This is a genomic window from Mesorhizobium sp. M1006 (assembly GCF_040318825.1).
Lineage (GTDB): Bacteria > Pseudomonadota > Alphaproteobacteria > Rhizobiales > Rhizobiaceae > Mesorhizobium.
On the sequence record NZ_JAMYMZ010000015.1, the window covers coordinates 116,423 to 132,298 of the forward strand.

Sequence of the window (15,876 nt, forward strand, 5' to 3'; positions counted from 1 at the left end):
CTGAAACTCAGTGATGGCCGCCTTCGAGATAGGCGGCGCGCACCTCCGGATTGGCGAGCAACTCCTTGCCGGTGCCGCTCATCGTCACGTTGCCGTTGACCATGACATAGCCGCGCGTGGCGAGCTTCAGAGCGCCGAAGGCGTTTTGCTCGACCAGGAACACGGTCAGTCCCTGCGTGCGGTTCAGCTCCCGGATAGCGTCGAATATCTGCTTGACGATCAGCGGCGCCAGGCCAAGCGACGGCTCGTCGAGCAAAAGCAGCTTCGGCCGCGCCATCAGCGCGCGCCCGATCGACAGCATCTGCTGCTCGCCGCCGGACAGCGTGCCACCACGCTGGGCAATGCGTTCCTTCAGGCGTGGAAACAGCGTGAACACCTTCTCGACGTCCTCGTCATAATGCTCGAGGTTGTCGAGGCTGGCGCCCATTTGCAGGTTTTCCATCACCGTCATGCGCGGGAAAATGCGGCGCCCTTCCGGCGACTGGGCGATGCGCATGCGCGCGATCTCGTGGGTCGGCATCTGGGTGATGTCGGTACCGGCGAATGTGATGGTACCCGCGCGGGCGCGGGGAGCACCGAAGATGGTCATCATCAGCGTCGACTTGCCGGCGCCGTTGGCACCGATCAGCGCTACGATCTCACCTTGCTTGACCGTGACATCGACGCCGTTCAGCGCCCTGATGTTGCCGTAGTAGGTCTGGACGCCCTTGATATCGAGCAGCGTTGTGCCGGCCATTATTTCCGCCCTCCACGCCGATTAGAGGTGCCGGGAGTTTTTGACTTCACCGGAGCCTTGGAGGCCGGCTTTGCAGTGGAAGATTTTGCGGCAGAAGATTTCGCGGCCGATTTGGCTTTGGCCGGCGATCCGGACTTTGCCGCGGCACTCGACCTTGCATCGATCTGCCCGGCTTTCGAAGCGCCCTTTGACACGGTGACGCGTTCGCCCTCGCTGTGGCCAACCGTGTCGGCAACCGGTCCGGCGAGATACGAAGACGACGTGCCTGGGCCGTGGGCCGCATCCGGACCCGTATCCAATTGCTCGATGACGTCTTCGTCGCCGACTTCGGTCAGCACCGTCTCGACGTCCTCGTCTTCGACGCCGAGGTAGGCAGCGATGACGCGCGGGTCGGTCCGCACCGATTGCGGGTTGCCGTCGGAGATCTTGCGCCCGTATTCGAGCACGACGACATGGTCTGAAATCTGCATAACCACCGCCATATCATGCTCGATCAAAAGGATCGACGTGCCGGTGTTGTCCTTGATGTCCATCAGCAGTGCATTGAGCGCCGCCGATTCCTTCGGATTAAGGCCGGCGGCCGGCTCGTCGAGGCACAGAAGCTCAGGGCCGGTGCACATGGCGCGAGCAATTTCGAGCCGTCGCTGCGCGCCATATGGCAGATCGCCGGCAGGATCGTCGGCGCGGTCGACGAGATCGGCCTTTTCCAGCCAGTGCTCGGCCAGTTCAACCGATTCCGCCGAAGCCTGTCTGTATCCGCTATAACCGAACAGGCCGAGAATGGTATAGCCGGACGCTTTCATCAGCTTGTTGTGCTGGGCCACCAGCAGGTTCTCCAGCAGCGTCATGCCCGAGAACAGGCGGATGTTCTGGAAGGTGCGCGCCACCTTGGCCCGCGCCGGGATTTCATGGTTCGGCAAACGTTCGAGCAGGAAGGTCGAGCCGTCGCGCCGATTGAGCGTGATCATGCCTTCCGACGGTTTGTAGAAACCGGTGATGCAATTGAACACGGTGGTCTTGCCGGCGCCGTTGGGACCGATCAGCGCGGTGATCTCGCCGCGTTTGGCCTGGAACGACAGGTCGCCGATGGCGACGAGACCGCCGAACTTCATCGACAAATGATCGACCTGCAGGATGGCATCGTTCACGGAGGGACTCGCGTTCATCAGCCGTGTCCCTCCTTGGTGAAGGACCCCGACACCGCCCTGCGCACCTTGAGGAAGGCTGTCGGCTCGCGGCTGCCGACGAAGCCGCGCGGCTTCCACAGCATGACGATGACCATGGCCATGCCGAACAACAGCATGCGATAAAGCTCCGGCGTGAAGTCGGGGCCGAACCCGGGTATAACCTTGATGTTGCCCCAACTCAGGCCGGTCTTGAGGAAATCCAGTTCGCGCAGGATTTCGGTGCCGCCGATCATCACCATCGCGGCGACGGCAATGCCGACCAGCGAGCCCATGCCGCCAAGCACGACGATGGCAAGGATGATCGCGGATTCCAGGAAGACGAAGGATTCCGGGCTGACGAAGCCTTGCCGCGCGGCAAAGAACGAGCCGGCGAAGCCGCCAAACATCGCGCCCGTGGCAAAGGCCGTGAGCTTGGTGGTGGTGGTGTTGATACCGAGCGAGCGGCAGGCGATCTCGTCCTCGCGCAGCGCTTCCCAGGCGCGGCCGACCGGCAGACGCCTGAGCCTCACGGTGACGAAGGCCGTCAGCAGACAGAGCCCAAGGATCAAATAGTAGAGGAATATCTTGTAGTAGGCACCCGATTGGGCGATGCCGAGCACCTTCGAGATGTAGTTCGGATCGGAGACGTTGAACGACATCAGGCCGAAGAAAGACACCTTCGGGATGCCGGAAATGCCGGCCGAGCCGTTGGTCACCTCGCGCCAGTTGATGATCACCAGCCTTATGATTTCGCCGAAGGCGAGCGTCACGATCGCCAGATAGTCACCGCGCAGGCGCAGCACCGGGAAGCCGAGCATCACGCCCCAGAACGCAGCCATCAGGCCAGCGGCGGGCAGCAGGATCCAGAAGGAGAGGCCGAAATGCGTGCCGAGCAGCGCATAGGCGTAGGCACCGACGGCGTAGAAGGCGACATAGCCGAGATCGAGCAAGCCGGCCAAGCCGATAACGATATTCAGCCCCCAAGCCAGCATCACGTAGATCAGGATCTGGATGCCGTAATTGTCGACATATTTCAGCGAGCCCTGGAAACCGGCGGCCATCGACCCGGCATATAGAGCCAGCACCAACACCACGATAATCGGGTAGAGCGCCAGTGCGGTTATGCCCAATGCCGAGAAATGAGCGTGAATGAAGGCCCGGAACCGATATATCAGCCAAGCCAGCGCATAGATGATTGCGAGCGCCCGCAGGAACCGCACAAAATCGGAAAGTTCCGGCCCTAAGGCCTCGGTCAGAAAGCTGCTGAGCGCGAGCAGAATAACGGCGACGGCGAGCGCCACGATGAACGCGGGAAGGCGGAAGAATCGCGAAGCCAAGCTGACCGGCAGCAGGCCGGTGGCGACGTCGACGATCTTCTGGTTCGCCAGGAAGGGCTGGCCATAGGCGACATAGAGGAAGCGTCCTGCCATGGTGGCGATCACGACGCCGGCGAGCAAGCCCCAGCGTTGCACCAGGATCAGTTCGTTGGAGATATTCTGGTCGGTTTTCAGGCCGATAAACAGCACGAACAGGCCAAGCGAGATGGCGCCGGCATAGAGCGCTTCGCGAAAAGCGCGCTGGACCGGGGTGGCGACGACGGTGCTTTCCGGAGACACGGTAACCGCCATGATCTCAGACCTTTTCGACTTCTGGCCGGCCGAGAATGCCGGAAGGCAGGAAGATCAGCACGATCGCCAGGATGGAGAAGGCGGCGACGTCCTTGTAGTCGATCGAGAAATAAGCCGACCACATGCTTTCGATGAAGCCAATCATCAGCCCGCCGAGCACGGCGCCGGGCAGTGAGCCGATGCCGCCGAGCACCGCGGCAGTAAACGCCTTCACACCGGGCGTAAAGCCGTCGGAAAACACAACAACGCCGTAATACATCAGGAACAACGTGCCGGCGACAGCGGCAAGGGCGGCGCCCATAATGAAGGTGATCGAGATGGTGCGATCGACGTCGACGCCGAGCAGCGCGGCCATCTTGCGGTCCTGCTCGCAGGCGCGCTGCGCCCGGCCGAGCGAGGTCTTGTTGACCAGGTACCAGAACAGCGCGAGCAGGACTATGGTGACCAGGACAATGATGATCTGCTTCAGCGAGACGCTGATGCCTTCGATGTTGTAGACCTTGGACACCATTGGCGGGACCGGCTTGTTGCGCGGCCCTTGCGTCACCTGGACGAAATTGGACAGCGCAATCGACATGCCAATCGCGGTGATCAGCGGCGCCAGCCGGAATGAACCACGCAAAGGCCGGTAGGCCACCTTCTCGATCGTCCAGTTATACAGGCTGGTCAGCAGCATCGCGACGATCATCATGATCAGCAGCGCAACGACGATCGGCAGCGAATAGAACAACGCACCGAGGATAAGGAAAACGATGAGCGCGGTGAAAGCGCCGATCATGAAAATGTCGCCATGGGCGAAATTGATCATGCCGATGATGCCGTAGACCATCGTATAGCCGATCGCTATCAGCCCATAGATCGATCCCAGCGTCAGCCCGTTGATAAGCTGCTGGACAAAATACTGCATGCTGTCGTGGCTCCCCTGGAATGTCGCCCATGCAGACGCATTCCTTTTCGTATTTTCCCTAGTCGTAAAGTTTCGAGCCCGGATTGCAACGTGATTTTTCGATCATTACGCGTGTTTTCGCCGCACGTCGTCCGATTGCCCGTTTTGTTCCGGTGCGCCCCCTGGACCATCGCGGACCCTACCATTGGCCTAACGCAATGTCTTTGACGATTCAATCGCAGCATGCGACCCATTTCGAAGAAATCGCCGTCAAAATAAGTTGATGAGCGGGATCGTTGCGCCGTCGAAGGCAATCCGTTTGCGCTCTCTTTCTTTCGCTTGCGTCAGCGTTTTCTCTATTTGACGACGAAGCCGTGCGCGAACGGGTCGCGGTCGTCGATGAAGATCGTGTTCAATCCGGTCATCCGCGCCCACCCGCCGATCGACGGAATGATTGCCGGCTTGCCGGCGACGGTGACCTCTTTCTCCACCCTGCCCTTGAACAGCGACCCGATGATCGATTCGTGGACGAAGTCGTCGCCGACCCCAAGCTTGCCCTTGGCGTGAAGCTGCGCCATCCGCGCCGAGGTGCCGGTGCCGCAGGGCGAGCGGTCGATTGCCTTGTCGCCGTAGAAGACGGCGTTGCGGGCATCGGCTTGCGGGTTGGTCGGCGCCCCGGTCCACAATATGTGCGACAGCTTATCGATGCCGGGATTCTCCGGGTGGACGAAGGAATATTTCTCGTTGAGCCGCTGCCGCATCACCGGGCTCCAGGCGATCAGTTCGCCGGCCGAATGGTCGGCCATGTCGCGATAGGTTTTTTGCGGTTCGACGATGGCGTAGAAATTGCCGCCATAGGCGACATCGACGCTGATCTCGCCGAGCCCGGGGCATTCGACCGTCAGAGCCTCGGCATAGAGGAAGGAAGGCACATTGGTGATGCGCACCTCCTCCACATAGTCGCCGACTTGGCTGTACTCCGCTACGACCAAGCCCGCCGGCGTATCCAGCCTGAGCACGCCCGGTGTCTTCGGCTTGATCAGCCCATGCTCGACGGCAAAAGTTACCGTGCCGATGGTGCCGTGGCCGCACATCGGCAAGCAGCCCGAGGTTTCGATGAACAGGATGGCGATGTCGCAATCTTCACGCGTCGGCGGATAGAGGATCGAGCCGGACATCACGTCATGGCCGCGCGGCTCGAACATCAGCCCGGTGCGGATCCAGTCATATTCGGCCAGGAAATGCGCTCGCCGCTCCATCATCGTCGAGCCCTTGAGCAAAGGCCCGCCGCCGGCGACCAGCCGCACCGGATTGCCGCAGGTGTGGCCGTCTATGCAGAAGAAGGAATTCTTGGCCATGCCGGCTCCCAACTGACTGTCTTCGAACTCAAAACCGTTGCGGGCTGAACGGGCCGAGATCGAGCGATGGATTCTGCCCGAGAACGAGCTCGCGGATCAAGCGCCCGGTCACCGCGGCCTGGGTCAGGCCGAGGTGACCGTGGCCGAAACCATACACCACCGACGGCGTTTGTTGCGACCGCCCGATCACCGGCAGCGAATCCGGCAGCGACGGCCGGAACCCCATCCATTCGCGTCCATTGGCCGGATCCAGTCCCGGCAGGAATTTCTGCGCCTTTTCGAGCAGCGCTTTCGAGCGCGCATAATTGGGCGGCCTCTCAAGGCCGCCGAGTTCGACCGCGCCGCCGACGCGCAGGCCCGTCTCGAGCGGCGTGATGACGAAGCCATGTCCGGAGAAGATCAATTGCCGCTTTACGTCGAAGGCAGTCTTCGGCAACGTCGTGTTGTAGCCACGCTCGGTCTCCAGCGGGATTCCGTCGCCGAGATGTCTCGCCAGCAGATGCGACCAGGCCCCGGCAGCGATGACGACGTGCTTCGCCCGTCGCCGCGTGCCGTCGGCCGTGGTCAGGATCGCGCCGTCCTGTCCCGCCTCGACACGCTCGATCCGGGCCCTTTCGAACCCGGCGCCCAACCTCTCGGCATAGGCCCACAAGGCCTTTCCAAGCAGCTTGGGATCGGCAACGGTTTTCCACCCCGGCACGAACGTTCCCTTGACGAAGCGCGGCGACAGACCGGGCTGCAGGGCTGTGAGAGCGCTCCCCTCGACATGGCTGAAGCCGATGCCGAAGCGCTGCCTTGCCGCCCAGCCGGGCAGTGAAGCCTTGAACTCGGCCTCGCTGTCGTAGAGTTCGAGCGAGCCGTCCTCACGCAGCATCGGCCGTGTGCCGGAACGGTCGAGCAAGCCCATCCATTCCGCCTCGGCGAGCTTCATCATCCCGGCCTGCGCGGCAAGGCCGCCTTCATAGCGGTCGCTTCGGCCGGCGCGCCAGAAGCGGACCAGCCAGGGCAGCAGCTTCGGCAGATACGCGGGTGGGATGCTGAGCGGGCCGAGCGGGTCGGCGAGCCATTTCGGCAACTGCTTGATCATGCCCTTGTGGGCGAGCGGCAGCACATCGGAGAAGGCAAAGGCAGCGGCATTGCCGGAACTGGTTTCCTCACAGATCCCCGTCCGATCGAAGATCGTCACGTTTCGCCCCGCCTCTGCCAGAAAGGCGGCGGCGCAGATGCCGATGATGCCGCCACCAATGATGGCGACATCGAGCGTAGCATTATCATTCATTGCCATGCGCCGCGCTGCACATCTGCAAATGCCTTCAAAGCGACTGGATCAGAATGTCGGCAGCTCTGGCCGCACCGCCAGCGCATCCCTGACGATCTTTTCGACTGCCTTGCGCCGCTCGCCCGACAATGGCTGGCGCGGCATGCGCACGCGGTCGTTGGTGTTGATCGCCAGCACTTCGGCAAGCTTGATGTTCTGCACCAGATAGGTCGAAACGTCGAGGTCGAGCAGCGGCCGGAACCAGCGGTAGATCTTCAACGCCTCCTCGCGGCGGCCCTGTCGCATCAGCTGGTAGATGGCGACGGTCTCGCGCGGGAACGCGGTGACCAGGCCCGCCACCCAGCCGATGGCGCCGACCGACAGCGCCTCGAAGGCGAGATTGTCTACGCCGGTGAACAGGTCGTAGCGGTCGCCGAGGCGGTTGATGATCTCGGTCGAGCGGCGGATGTCGTCGGAGGACTCTTTTATGGCGACGAAGCGTTGGTCCTTCGCCAACTCCTCCATCTGGTCGACGGTGACGTCGACGCGGTAGGCAAGCCGGTTGGAGTAGATCATCACCGGCAGGTCGCCGGCCGCGGCGACGGCGCTGAGTGCCGCGACCGTCTCCTCGGCATTGGTATGGTAGATCGGGCTCGGCACCACCATCAAACCGTTGGCGCCTTCCTTGGCGGCGCGGCGCGCGATCGCCGCCGCCTCGCGTGTACCGGCCTCGTTGACCGTCAACAGCACCGGTTTCTTGCCGGCGATCTTCTGCGCGGTCTTCAGCACCGCGATCTTCTCGTCGTGCGACAGCATCGGGCCTTCGCCGAGCGACCCGCAGACGATGATGCCGTCACAGCCGGCCTCCATCTGCAGCGCAAAGCAGCGCTCCATCTCGGCATGGTCGAGGCCGTCGTCCTCGGTGAATTTGGTCGTAACGGCGGGGAAGACTCCGGCCCACATGTCGATCGCTCCATCTGATATATCAGTCGTATATTTCTTAAGAAGCCGGCTGTCAACGTTGAATCTGATATGATATATCAACAATATATCAGGAGATGCCGCATTGGTATATGACAGCCCGGGCTCCGAGCCGGCAACTGCGAAGGCCTACCGCAGGCTCGAGCACATGATCGTAACTCTCGAACTGGCGCCGGCGAGCTTCATCACCGAGGGGGCGCTGATTGACAGGCTCGGCCTCGGCCGCACCCCGGTTCGCGAAGCAATCCAGCGGCTGGCCTGGGAGGGGCTGCTCGAGGTCCGGCCGCGCGCCGGCATCGCCATCGCGCCGCTTCACCCCGGCGACTGGCTGCGTGTCCTCGACGCCCGCCGTGGCGTCGAGGTGGTGCTTGCCCGCTCGGCCGCCCGCTTCGTTACCCGCGAGGCCGCCGACCTGTTCCATGACGCTGCCCTTGCCATGCAAAAGGCGGTGATTTCGGAAAATGTGTTCTACTTTATCCAGGCCGACAAGGCGCTTGACGAGGCGCTGGCGCTGGCTGCCGACAACCCGTTCGCCGCGCGCCTGGCGGCACCCTTGCAAACCCATAGCCGTCGCTTCTGGTTCCGCTACAAGGCCGATACCGGATTGGCCGAATCCGCCGAGCACCATGTCGCACTGATCCGTTCGATCCTCGCCGGCGACGAAGATGCCGCGGCCAAGGACGCCAAGCGCCTGATGGCGCTTTTGCGCGGCCATGCCGAGGCAGCTGCCACACGCTGAGCCTGCCATTTCGTCATGCGCCCTGGCCGGGCAGGGCCATCACGTTTTCCCAATTGTCGCCGGCCGCGACGATGCAGCTTCTGCCGGCGATATCGGTGACGACGATGGTCCAGGTTCCGGTCTCGGCGACAAAGACTTCCATGACCGCCTCATGACCGATCAGCCCCAAAGCAAACTGCCTTTCCTGGAACTTCTCGCTCAAATGGGCGACGAGCTCGCCATGTTCAACGCAGTGTTGATATTGCGCGCCTGCGGTGTTCGTACCCACCGCCAATGCGCCAGCAAGAACCAGGGTTTTCACCCATCTCAACAGCGATTTGCGTGCCATAGGGCACCTCCTTTGCCATCACGTTCCGGCAAAGGAGGGGTTTGACGGCCTCATTTTGCCGGAGCGATCCAGGCCGGTTCCGACGTCATCATCATCGCGTCGTTCCTTTCTGTGTTCCGGTCTGCCATTGGTGGGAACGATTTAAGATGTTCCCATTATGTTCTCGATATATGGTATCGATAATGGAAAAGCGCAAGCAGGCGCCCAAGCGGGCGCCTGCAGATCCGTTTTACGGCTGTCGCCGAAAGAATGAGCCACAGGCCGCGCGGCCATGCCGAGGCGCGCAGACCCGTGATAAATCGTTCAGGTGCCTGGCAGCGCCGCTTTCGTCATCGCGCTCTCCCAGCCTTCGCCGACTGAAATCACGCAGCTTTGACCTTTTGTGTCGCTGGCGAGGATGGTCCATGTGCCCTTGTCGGAAACGAAGACTTCAAGCACCACATTCGGATTGACGACGCCGACCGCGCTCGGGTTTTCATGAAACTTCTCGCCGAGCGCCTTGACCATATCGGCGCGTGCCGCACATTGCTCGGCAGCCATTGCCGGGACGGCGGAAAGGGCCATCGCAGCGCAAGCTATAGTCGCCATGAGACGTGCCATCTGACACCTCCTTTGCGCCGGACGATATCCCCCGGAGCCGTCACCAGCGCCGTTGGTTGATCTGCCAGCATCTCCTTCGCGGCAGGACTGCAACCTAAGAAGATTGCTGCCTTCTTGGTTCCATCACATTAGTGTTCATGCCGATGAAGACCGCGGCAAAAAGGCCCGAGCTTGGTGCCCGGGCCTTTTCTTGCTTTCTGCGATTTGGATCAGTTCATCGTCGGGGTGACGAATTCGGCGCCATCCTTCACGCCGGCCAGCGCGCCCCAAGCCGAAGGCGAGGACGCGCTGACAGAAACCGTTCGGTCAGTTCATCGTCGGGATGACGAACTCGGCACCGTCCTTCACGCCGGACGGCCAGCGCGACGTTACCGTCTTGGTCTTGGTGTAGAAGCGGAACGCGTCCGGCCCGTGCTGGTTGAGGTCGCCGAAGGAGGACGCCTTCCAGCCGCCAAAGGTGTAGTAGGCGATCGGCACCGGGATCGGCACGTTGATGCCGACCATGCCGACCTGAACCCGCGAGGCGAAGTCGCGCGCCGCGTCGCCGTCGCGGGTGAAGATGGCGACGCCATTGCCCATCTCGTGCTCGTTGGCGAGCTTGATGGCGTTCTCGTAGGTCGGTGCGCGAACGACCGAGAGCACCGGCCCGAAGATCTCTTCCTTGTAGATGCGCATGTCGGCGGTCACATTGTCGAACAGGCAGCCGCCCATATAGTAGCCGTTCTCGTAGCCCTGCATGGAGAAGCCGCGGCCGTCGACGACCAACCTGGCGCCTTCCTTGACGCCGGTGTCGACATAGGACTTGACCCGCTCCAGCGCCTGCGCCGTGACCAGCGGGCCGAAATCGGCGGAAGAATCCGTCGACGGACCGACCTTCAGGCTCTCGACGCGCGGCACCAGTCTTTCCATCAGCCGGTTGGCGGTGTCGTTGCCGACCGGGACGGCCACCGAGATCGCCATGCAGCGCTCGCCGGCCGAGCCGTAGCCGGCGCCGATCAGCGCGTCGACGGTTTGGTCCATGTCGGCATCCGGCATGATGATCATGTGATTCTTGGCACCGCCGAAGCACTGCACGCGCTTGCCGGCAGCGCAGCCGCGCGAATAAATGTACTGGGCGATCGGTGTCGAGCCGACGAAACCGATGGCCTTGATGTCAGCATCGTCGAGGATGGCGTCGACCACTTCCTTGTCGCCATTGACGACATTGAGGATGCCCGCCGGCAGACCGGCCTCGATGAACAGTTCGGCAATGCGCATCGGCACGCCCGGGTCGCGTTCGGACGGCTTGAGAATGAAGGCATTGCCACAGGCGATGGCCGGCGCGATCTTCCACAGCGGGATCATCGCCGGAAAATTGAACGGTGTGATGCCGGCGACGACGCCGAGCGGCTGGCGCATCGAATAGACGTCGATGCCGGGGCCGGCGCCATCGGTGAACTCGCCCTTCATCATATGCGGCGCACCGATGCAGACCTCGACCACTTCGAGGCCGCGCTGGATGTCGCCCTTGGCGTCGGCGATGGTCTTGCCGTGTTCGCGCGCCAATATCTCGGCCAGCGCGTCATACTCCTTGGCGACCAGCTCGAGGAACCGCATCAGGACGCGTACGCGCCGCTGCGGATTGGTCGCCGCCCAGCCGGGCTGTGCGGCCTTGGCGTTTTCGACCGCCGCACGCAATTCCGCCTGCGAAGCCAGCGCCACCGTGCCGCGCACCGTGCCGTCCATCGGCTGCATGACGTCCTGCTTGCGGCCGCTGGTTCCGGCGACGCGCTTGCCGCCGATGAAATGACCGTATTCGATCATGGTCTCTCTCCCTGGTTCGTGATGAGGCATTGTCCGCCTTTGCGGGAGCGATGGCAACGCGAGCGAAAACGCAACCGTTGTGCAGAAAATAGATAGCGGTTGACGGCAGAGCATCAATTCTCGCAAATAGGAAGAATGCAGGTCCCCAGCAGCAAGGATTGAGATTGAGTTCCTTCACCGCCCCCCTCTGTCCTGCCGGACATCTCCCCCTCAAGGGGGGAGATTGGCTGTCACGCCCGCCTTCGGAAATCTTCACCGCGGCAAGAAAGACGCCTGCGGCGAAACTGCCAATCTCCCCCCTTGAGGGGGAGATGTCCGGCAGGACAGAGGGGGGCGCGAAGGAACGCGGTTTTGATCGTTATCGCCAGGACCCTCATGAACTGGGATGATGCCCGTATCTTCCTTGCCGTAGCGCGGGCCGGCCAGATCCTCGGCGCCGCCAGGCGGCTGGAGCTTAATCACGCGACCGTCTCGCGCCGCATTGCCGCCCTCGAGGCAGCGCTCAGGACAAAACTGTTTCGCCGGCTTACCACCGGCAGCGAGCTGACGCCGGCGGGCGAGCGTTTCCTCGAGATTGCCGAACGCATGGAGGGCGACATGATCGCCGCGCGCTCGACCGTTTCAGGCGAAGGCGACGACATCTCGGGCACCGTGCGCATCGGCGCGCCGGACGGCTTTGGCGTCGCCTTCCTGGCCAGGCGCCTCGGCGCGCTGACCGCTCTGCACCGTGAGCTCACCATCCAGCTGGTGCCGGTGCCACGCTCCTTCTCTTTGTCCCGGCGCGAGGCTGACATTGCCATCACCGTCGAACGGCCGACGGAAGGCCGCCTGGTGGCGGGAAAGCTGGTCGACTACACGCTCGGCCTGTTCGCGTCGCGTGCCTACGCCGACACCCATGGCCTGCCCGGAACCGCCGCCGAGCTAGGCCAGCATACGCTGATCGGCTACGTGCCGGACCTGATCGTCAGTCCCTCGCTCGACTACGCGGCCGAATTCAGCCCCGACTGGCGGACCAGCTTCGCCATTTCCTCCGCGCTCGGCCAGGCCGAAGCGGTGCGTTCCGGCGCCGGCATCGGCATCCTGCACACCTTCGTTGCCCGCTCGATGCCGGAGCTGGTGCCTCTCGATATCGTCGCACCCATCCGCCGCGCCTACTGGCTGGTCTATCATGAATCGGTCAGGCCGCTGCGCCGCGTCCAGGTCGTCGCGAGCTTCATTACCAAGGCCGTCGAACGGGACAGGGGTTTGTTCGCGTGAGCCTGCCGGCCGCTGGCTGTCTTAGCTGGTGGGCGTCTTACTTGGCGTATCGTCCGGGCCCGAGATCGCCGACGTCGATGTCGGGCACCCGGCTGGAGATGATGTCGGCCAGAACTTTGGCCGAGCCGCAGGCCATGGTCCAGCCGAGTGTGCCATGGCCAGTGTTGAGATAGAGATTGGAGAAATCGGTGCGGCCGATCAGCGGCGGCCCGTCCGGTGTCATCGGCCGCAGCCCGCACCAGAAGGTCGCCGATCGCATGTCGCCGCTGCCCGGAAACAGGTCGCCGACCGAATGTTCGAGCGTGCGGCGCCGCGATTCATGCAGCCGCAGGTCGAAGCCGGAAATCTCCGCCGTGCCGCCGACCCGGATACGGTCGCCGAGCCGGGTGATCGCTACTTTGTAGCTCTCGTCCATCACGGTCGAGACCGGTGCAGCGGCGGCGTCCTTGATCGGCAGGGTGATCGAATAGCCCTTGACCGGGTAGACCGGGATGGGCCGCTTCAGCATGCGCATGAACCGTGCCGAATAGCTGCCCATCGCCATCACATAGGCATCGGCGACCATCCAGCCCTTGCTGGTGCTGATGTTGGTGATGCGATCGCGCTTCTTGACGACGCGCCGTATCTCCGTGTCGTATTCGAAGGTGACGCCGCGTGCTGCGCAAAGCTCGGCAAGCCTGTCGGTGAACATCTTGCAGTCGCCGGTTTCGTCGCCGGGCAACCGCAGGCCACCGACGAATTTTTCGCGCACGCCGGCCAGCCCAGGCTCGGCCGCAATGCAGCCGTCGGGGTCGAGGACCTCGTAGGGGACGCCATAGGCCTTCAGCACCTCGACATCGCCGCCGACGCCGTCGAGCTGCTTTTGCGTTCGGAAGAGCTGCAGCGTGCCCTTGGCGCGCTCGTCATAGGCGATGCCGGTCGCCTCGCGCAGCGCCTTCAGCGTGTCGCGGCTGTACTCGGCCAGCGGCACCATGCGCGCCTTGTTCAGCGCGTAGCGTTCAGCCGTGCAATTGCGCAGCATCTTGACCAGCCATATCCACATATGCGGATCGAGGGCCGGTCGCACCACCAGTGGACCGTGCTTCATCAAAAGCCATTTGATGGCTTTCAGCGGAACGCCGGGCCCGGCCCAGGGCGAGGCATAGCCGGGCGAGATCTCGCCGGCATTGGCAAAGCTGGTTTCCAGCGCCGGGCCTTTCTGGCGATCGATCACCGTCACCTGATGACCGGCCTCGGCAAGAAAATAGGCGGTGGTGACCCCGATCACGCCGCCGCCCAGCACGAAGATCTTCATCGTTTGGTTCTCCGCGGCGGCATCTCGTCGGGATTCGAGACCGGGATCATCGCCGCCTCATGTCTGCCGGATTCTGTGGCGTCAGCCAAGTGCCGATGCTTAGGGAAAAGACATGCGTGAGGACAACAACCTTGCGTCCTAGCCATTCACATAGCGCCGGTGGAAACGGTGGCCGAGGCTGGTCAAGACCTCATAGCCGATGGTGCCGGCCTGGCCGGCTACCTGGTCCACCGTCTGCGACGACGGTCCGATGAGTTCGACGAGGTCGCCGGCCTTCAGCCTGCCGGGCGGCAATGCGGAAATGTCGAGGATGATCGAATCCATCGAAACCCGGCCGACGAAGGGCAGCCGCACATTTTCGAGCCAGGCGGCGGAAGCGGCGCGTCGATGCCAGCCATCGCCGTAGCCGAGCGAAATCGTCGCCGCGGCAAGCGGGGCCTTGGCGTGGAAAGTGTGACCGTAGCCGACACCGGCGCCGGCCTCCAATATCCGCGTCTGGATGACCTTGGCCTGCAATCGCACCACCGGCAGCATCGGATTGTCCTTCGCCGGCGTCGGATTGACACCATAGAGAGCGGCACCCGGACGAACGAGGTCGTAGTGATAGCGCTGCCCGAGAAAAATGCCTGATGAATTGGCAAGGGAAGCCGGCGCTTCCGGCAGCATCCGGCGCAGCCGTTCGAATTCCAGCCGCTGCCGCTCGTTGGCCGGCTGCTCGGGTTCATCGGCGCAGGCGAGATGGCTCATCACGAAGGTCAGTTCGACACCGTCGAAAGCCTGCGGATCCTGCGCAACTGCCTTCACCTCGGATGGCGTCATGCCGAGCCGCGACATGCCGCTGTCGACCTGGAGGGCGGCCGGCAACTTACGGCCCACCCGCCCGGCCATCTCGCGCCATGCCGCGAGTTGGCTGGCGCTGTTGAGTACGGTGCAAAGCCCTGCCACAACCGCTTCCGTTTCCGCACCCGGCGGAATGCCGTTCAGCACATAAATGGCCGGATCTGAGCCGAGCGCCTTGCGCAGCAAGATGCCGCCGGCCAAATGCGCAACAAAGAAAGTATTACAGCCCTCACCCATCAGCGCCGCCGCCACCGGCGCCGCGCCAATCCCATAGCCGTCGGCCTTGACCACTCCAGCACAGCCGACGCCGCCCAGCCGCGCCTTCAGCCGCCGGTAGTTCTCACGGACGGCGCCGAGATCGATGGTCAGGATCGCCCCTGCCGCGGCTTCGCTGATCGGTTCGCTCAGGGTGACGGTCGGCGGAAGAGATTTGCTGGAGATGTTGTTCATGCCGACCTGTTTTAACGGAAGGCCGGCGGCTACGCCACCAGGTGCCGGAACGCCGCCACCACGTCTTCGTAGACCTTGCGCTTGAACGGCACGATCAGGCCCGGCAATTCCAGCATCGGCCGCCACGCCCACCGGTCGAACTCGGCCTTGTGGCCACCCGGCGGCGGATTGATCGCGATCTCGCTTTCGTCGCCGTGGAAACGGAAGGCAAACCATTTCTGCGTCTGGCCGCGATATCGTCCCTTGAAGGCGACGCCGACCAGATGCGCCGGCAGGTCGTATTTGATCCAGTGCGGCGCCTCGGCCAGCAGCGACACCGAGCGCATGCCGGTCTCTTCGTAAAGTTCACGCGCCGCCGCGGGCAGCGGCTCCTCGCCATCATCGATGCCGCCCTGCGGCATCTGCCAGAGCTGCGTCGTTCCAGCGAATTCGCTGTCCGGCTCGGCAATGCGACGGCCGACCCAGACCAGGCCGGCCTCATTGAGGACCATCACCCCTATGCAGGGCCGGTAGGGCAGCGTCTCGGGCTCAACGAGCTTGTTCTTTGTCATC

14 protein-coding genes and 1 pseudogene are annotated in these 15,876 nt (G+C 63.1%); 2 read left to right on the forward strand and 13 right to left on the reverse strand.

Going from position 1 to position 15,876, the window contains the following annotated elements; all coding sequences use genetic code 11:
• Nucleotides 1–7 precede the first annotated feature (7 nt).
• The 7 genes from NKH60_RS16895 to NKH60_RS16925 all read right to left on the reverse strand — a co-directional run bounded on the left by NKH60_RS16895 (nucleotide 8) and on the right by NKH60_RS16925 (nucleotide 7,995).
• Nucleotides 8–736, reverse strand: a complete 729-nt coding sequence (locus tag NKH60_RS16895) for an ABC transporter ATP-binding protein (protein ID WP_352471239.1) — start codon at nucleotides 734–736, stop codon at nucleotides 8–10.
• A complete protein-coding gene (locus NKH60_RS16900; RefSeq protein WP_352540330.1) occupies nucleotides 736–1,902 on the reverse strand; it encodes an ABC transporter ATP-binding protein in 1,167 nt (388 codons plus the stop codon). Before NKH60_RS16900 ends, NKH60_RS16895 begins: the two co-directional genes overlap by 1 nt.
• Entirely contained in the window at nucleotides 1,902–3,530 is a 1,629-nt protein-coding gene (gene livM, locus NKH60_RS16905) for a high-affinity branched-chain amino acid ABC transporter permease LivM (RefSeq protein ID WP_352767577.1), read from the reverse strand. Before livM ends, NKH60_RS16900 begins: the two co-directional genes overlap by 1 nt.
• Before the next feature lie 4 nt (nucleotides 3,531–3,534).
• Complete coding sequence (locus NKH60_RS16910; protein ID WP_352454929.1) at nucleotides 3,535–4,437, reverse strand: branched-chain amino acid ABC transporter permease; 903 nt, start codon at nucleotides 4,435–4,437, stop codon at nucleotides 3,535–3,537.
• A gap of 335 nt (nucleotides 4,438–4,772) precedes the next feature.
• Nucleotides 4,773–5,774: a 4-hydroxyproline epimerase gene (locus NKH60_RS16915; RefSeq protein WP_352767576.1), complete on the reverse strand. Its 1,002-nt coding sequence runs from the start codon at nucleotides 5,772–5,774 to the stop codon at nucleotides 4,773–4,775.
• Nucleotides 5,775–5,802: 28 nt separating this feature from the next.
• Complete coding sequence (locus NKH60_RS16920) at nucleotides 5,803–7,053, reverse strand: NAD(P)/FAD-dependent oxidoreductase (RefSeq protein ID WP_352831299.1); 1,251 nt, start codon at nucleotides 7,051–7,053, stop codon at nucleotides 5,803–5,805.
• Between the two features lie 48 nt (nucleotides 7,054–7,101).
• Nucleotides 7,102–7,995 (reverse strand): dihydrodipicolinate synthase family protein, encoded by an 894-nt coding sequence (locus tag NKH60_RS16925; protein ID WP_352471244.1) that lies wholly within the window; start codon nucleotides 7,993–7,995, stop codon nucleotides 7,102–7,104.
• A gap of 166 nt (nucleotides 7,996–8,161) precedes the next feature.
• Between NKH60_RS16925 and NKH60_RS16930 the strand changes: the two genes are divergently transcribed.
• Entirely contained in the window at nucleotides 8,162–8,752 is a 591-nt protein-coding gene (locus NKH60_RS16930) for a GntR family transcriptional regulator (RefSeq protein WP_502893709.1), read from the forward strand.
• A 13-nt stretch (nucleotides 8,753–8,765) separates the two neighbouring features.
• Here NKH60_RS16930 and NKH60_RS16935 read toward each other — a convergent pair whose 3' ends face one another.
• From NKH60_RS16935 to NKH60_RS16945, 3 genes are all read right to left on the reverse strand, one after another.
• On the reverse strand, nucleotides 8,766–9,080 hold the full coding sequence (locus NKH60_RS16935; protein ID WP_352471246.1) for a hypothetical protein: 315 nt from the start codon (nucleotides 9,078–9,080) through the stop codon (nucleotides 8,766–8,768).
• Nucleotides 9,081–9,383: 303 nt separating this feature from the next.
• Nucleotides 9,384–9,680, reverse strand: a complete 297-nt coding sequence (locus tag NKH60_RS16940) for a hypothetical protein (protein WP_352471247.1) — start codon at nucleotides 9,678–9,680, stop codon at nucleotides 9,384–9,386.
• 306 nt (nucleotides 9,681–9,986) lie between these two features.
• Nucleotides 9,987–11,483, reverse strand: a complete 1,497-nt coding sequence (locus NKH60_RS16945; protein WP_352831297.1) for a CoA-acylating methylmalonate-semialdehyde dehydrogenase — start codon at nucleotides 11,481–11,483, stop codon at nucleotides 9,987–9,989.
• A 375-nt stretch (nucleotides 11,484–11,858) separates the two neighbouring features.
• Here NKH60_RS16945 and NKH60_RS16950 point away from each other — a divergent pair, with 375 nt between their 5' ends.
• Nucleotides 11,859–12,740 (forward strand): LysR family transcriptional regulator, encoded by an 882-nt coding sequence (locus NKH60_RS16950; RefSeq protein WP_352613322.1) that lies wholly within the window; start codon nucleotides 11,859–11,861, stop codon nucleotides 12,738–12,740.
• 37 nt (nucleotides 12,741–12,777) lie between these two features.
• On the opposite strand, the pseudogene NKH60_RS16955 reads toward NKH60_RS16950, so the two are convergent.
• From NKH60_RS16955 to NKH60_RS16965, 3 genes and pseudogenes are all read right to left on the reverse strand, one after another.
• Nucleotides 12,778–14,055: pseudogene (locus NKH60_RS16955) on the reverse strand (D-amino acid dehydrogenase); the annotation flags it as partial.
• A gap of 117 nt (nucleotides 14,056–14,172) precedes the next feature.
• Entirely contained in the window at nucleotides 14,173–15,324 is a 1,152-nt protein-coding gene (gene alr / locus NKH60_RS16960) for an alanine racemase (protein ID WP_352833988.1), read from the reverse strand.
• 29 nt (nucleotides 15,325–15,353) lie between these two features.
• Nucleotides 15,354–15,875: an RNA pyrophosphohydrolase gene (locus NKH60_RS16965; protein WP_352833990.1), complete on the reverse strand. Its 522-nt coding sequence runs from the start codon at nucleotides 15,873–15,875 to the stop codon at nucleotides 15,354–15,356.
• Between the last annotated feature and the right edge of the window lies 1 nt (nucleotide 15,876).

Excerpts from the sequence above, each read along its gene's own strand:
- NKH60_RS16940 (WP_352471247.1), bottom strand. The coding sequence starts at position 9,680 with ATGGCACGTCTCATGGCGACTATAGCTTGCGCTGCGATGGCCCTTTCC.
- NKH60_RS16935 (WP_352471246.1), bottom strand. The coding sequence starts at position 9,080 with ATGGCACGCAAATCGCTGTTGAGATGGGTGAAAACCCTGGTTCTTGCT.
- NKH60_RS16965 (WP_352833990.1), bottom strand. The coding sequence starts at position 15,875 with ATGACAAAGAACAAGCTCGTTGAGCCCGAGACGCTGCCCTACCGGCCC.
- NKH60_RS16930 (WP_502893709.1), top strand. The coding sequence starts at position 8,162 with ATGATCGTAACTCTCGAACTGGCGCCGGCGAGCTTCATCACCGAGGGG.
- NKH60_RS16925 (WP_352471244.1), bottom strand. The coding sequence starts at position 7,995 with ATGTGGGCCGGAGTCTTCCCCGCCGTTACGACCAAATTCACCGAGGAC.
- alr (WP_352833988.1), bottom strand. The coding sequence starts at position 15,324 with ATGAACAACATCTCCAGCAAATCTCTTCCGCCGACCGTCACCCTGAGC.
- NKH60_RS16895 (WP_352471239.1), bottom strand. The coding sequence starts at position 736 with ATGGCCGGCACAACGCTGCTCGATATCAAGGGCGTCCAGACCTACTAC.
- NKH60_RS16910 (WP_352454929.1), bottom strand. The coding sequence starts at position 4,437 with ATGCAGTATTTTGTCCAGCAGCTTATCAACGGGCTGACGCTGGGATCG.
- NKH60_RS16950 (WP_352613322.1), top strand. The coding sequence starts at position 11,859 with ATGAACTGGGATGATGCCCGTATCTTCCTTGCCGTAGCGCGGGCCGGC.
- NKH60_RS16915 (WP_352767576.1), bottom strand. The coding sequence starts at position 5,774 with ATGGCCAAGAATTCCTTCTTCTGCATAGACGGCCACACCTGCGGCAAT.
- NKH60_RS16945 (WP_352831297.1), bottom strand. The coding sequence starts at position 11,483 with ATGATCGAATACGGTCATTTCATCGGCGGCAAGCGCGTCGCCGGAACC.
- livM (WP_352767577.1), bottom strand. The coding sequence starts at position 3,530 with ATGGCGGTTACCGTGTCTCCGGAAAGCACCGTCGTCGCCACCCCGGTC.
- NKH60_RS16900 (WP_352540330.1), bottom strand. The coding sequence starts at position 1,902 with ATGAACGCGAGTCCCTCCGTGAACGATGCCATCCTGCAGGTCGATCAT.
- NKH60_RS16920 (WP_352831299.1), bottom strand. The coding sequence starts at position 7,053 with ATGAATGATAATGCTACGCTCGATGTCGCCATCATTGGTGGCGGCATC.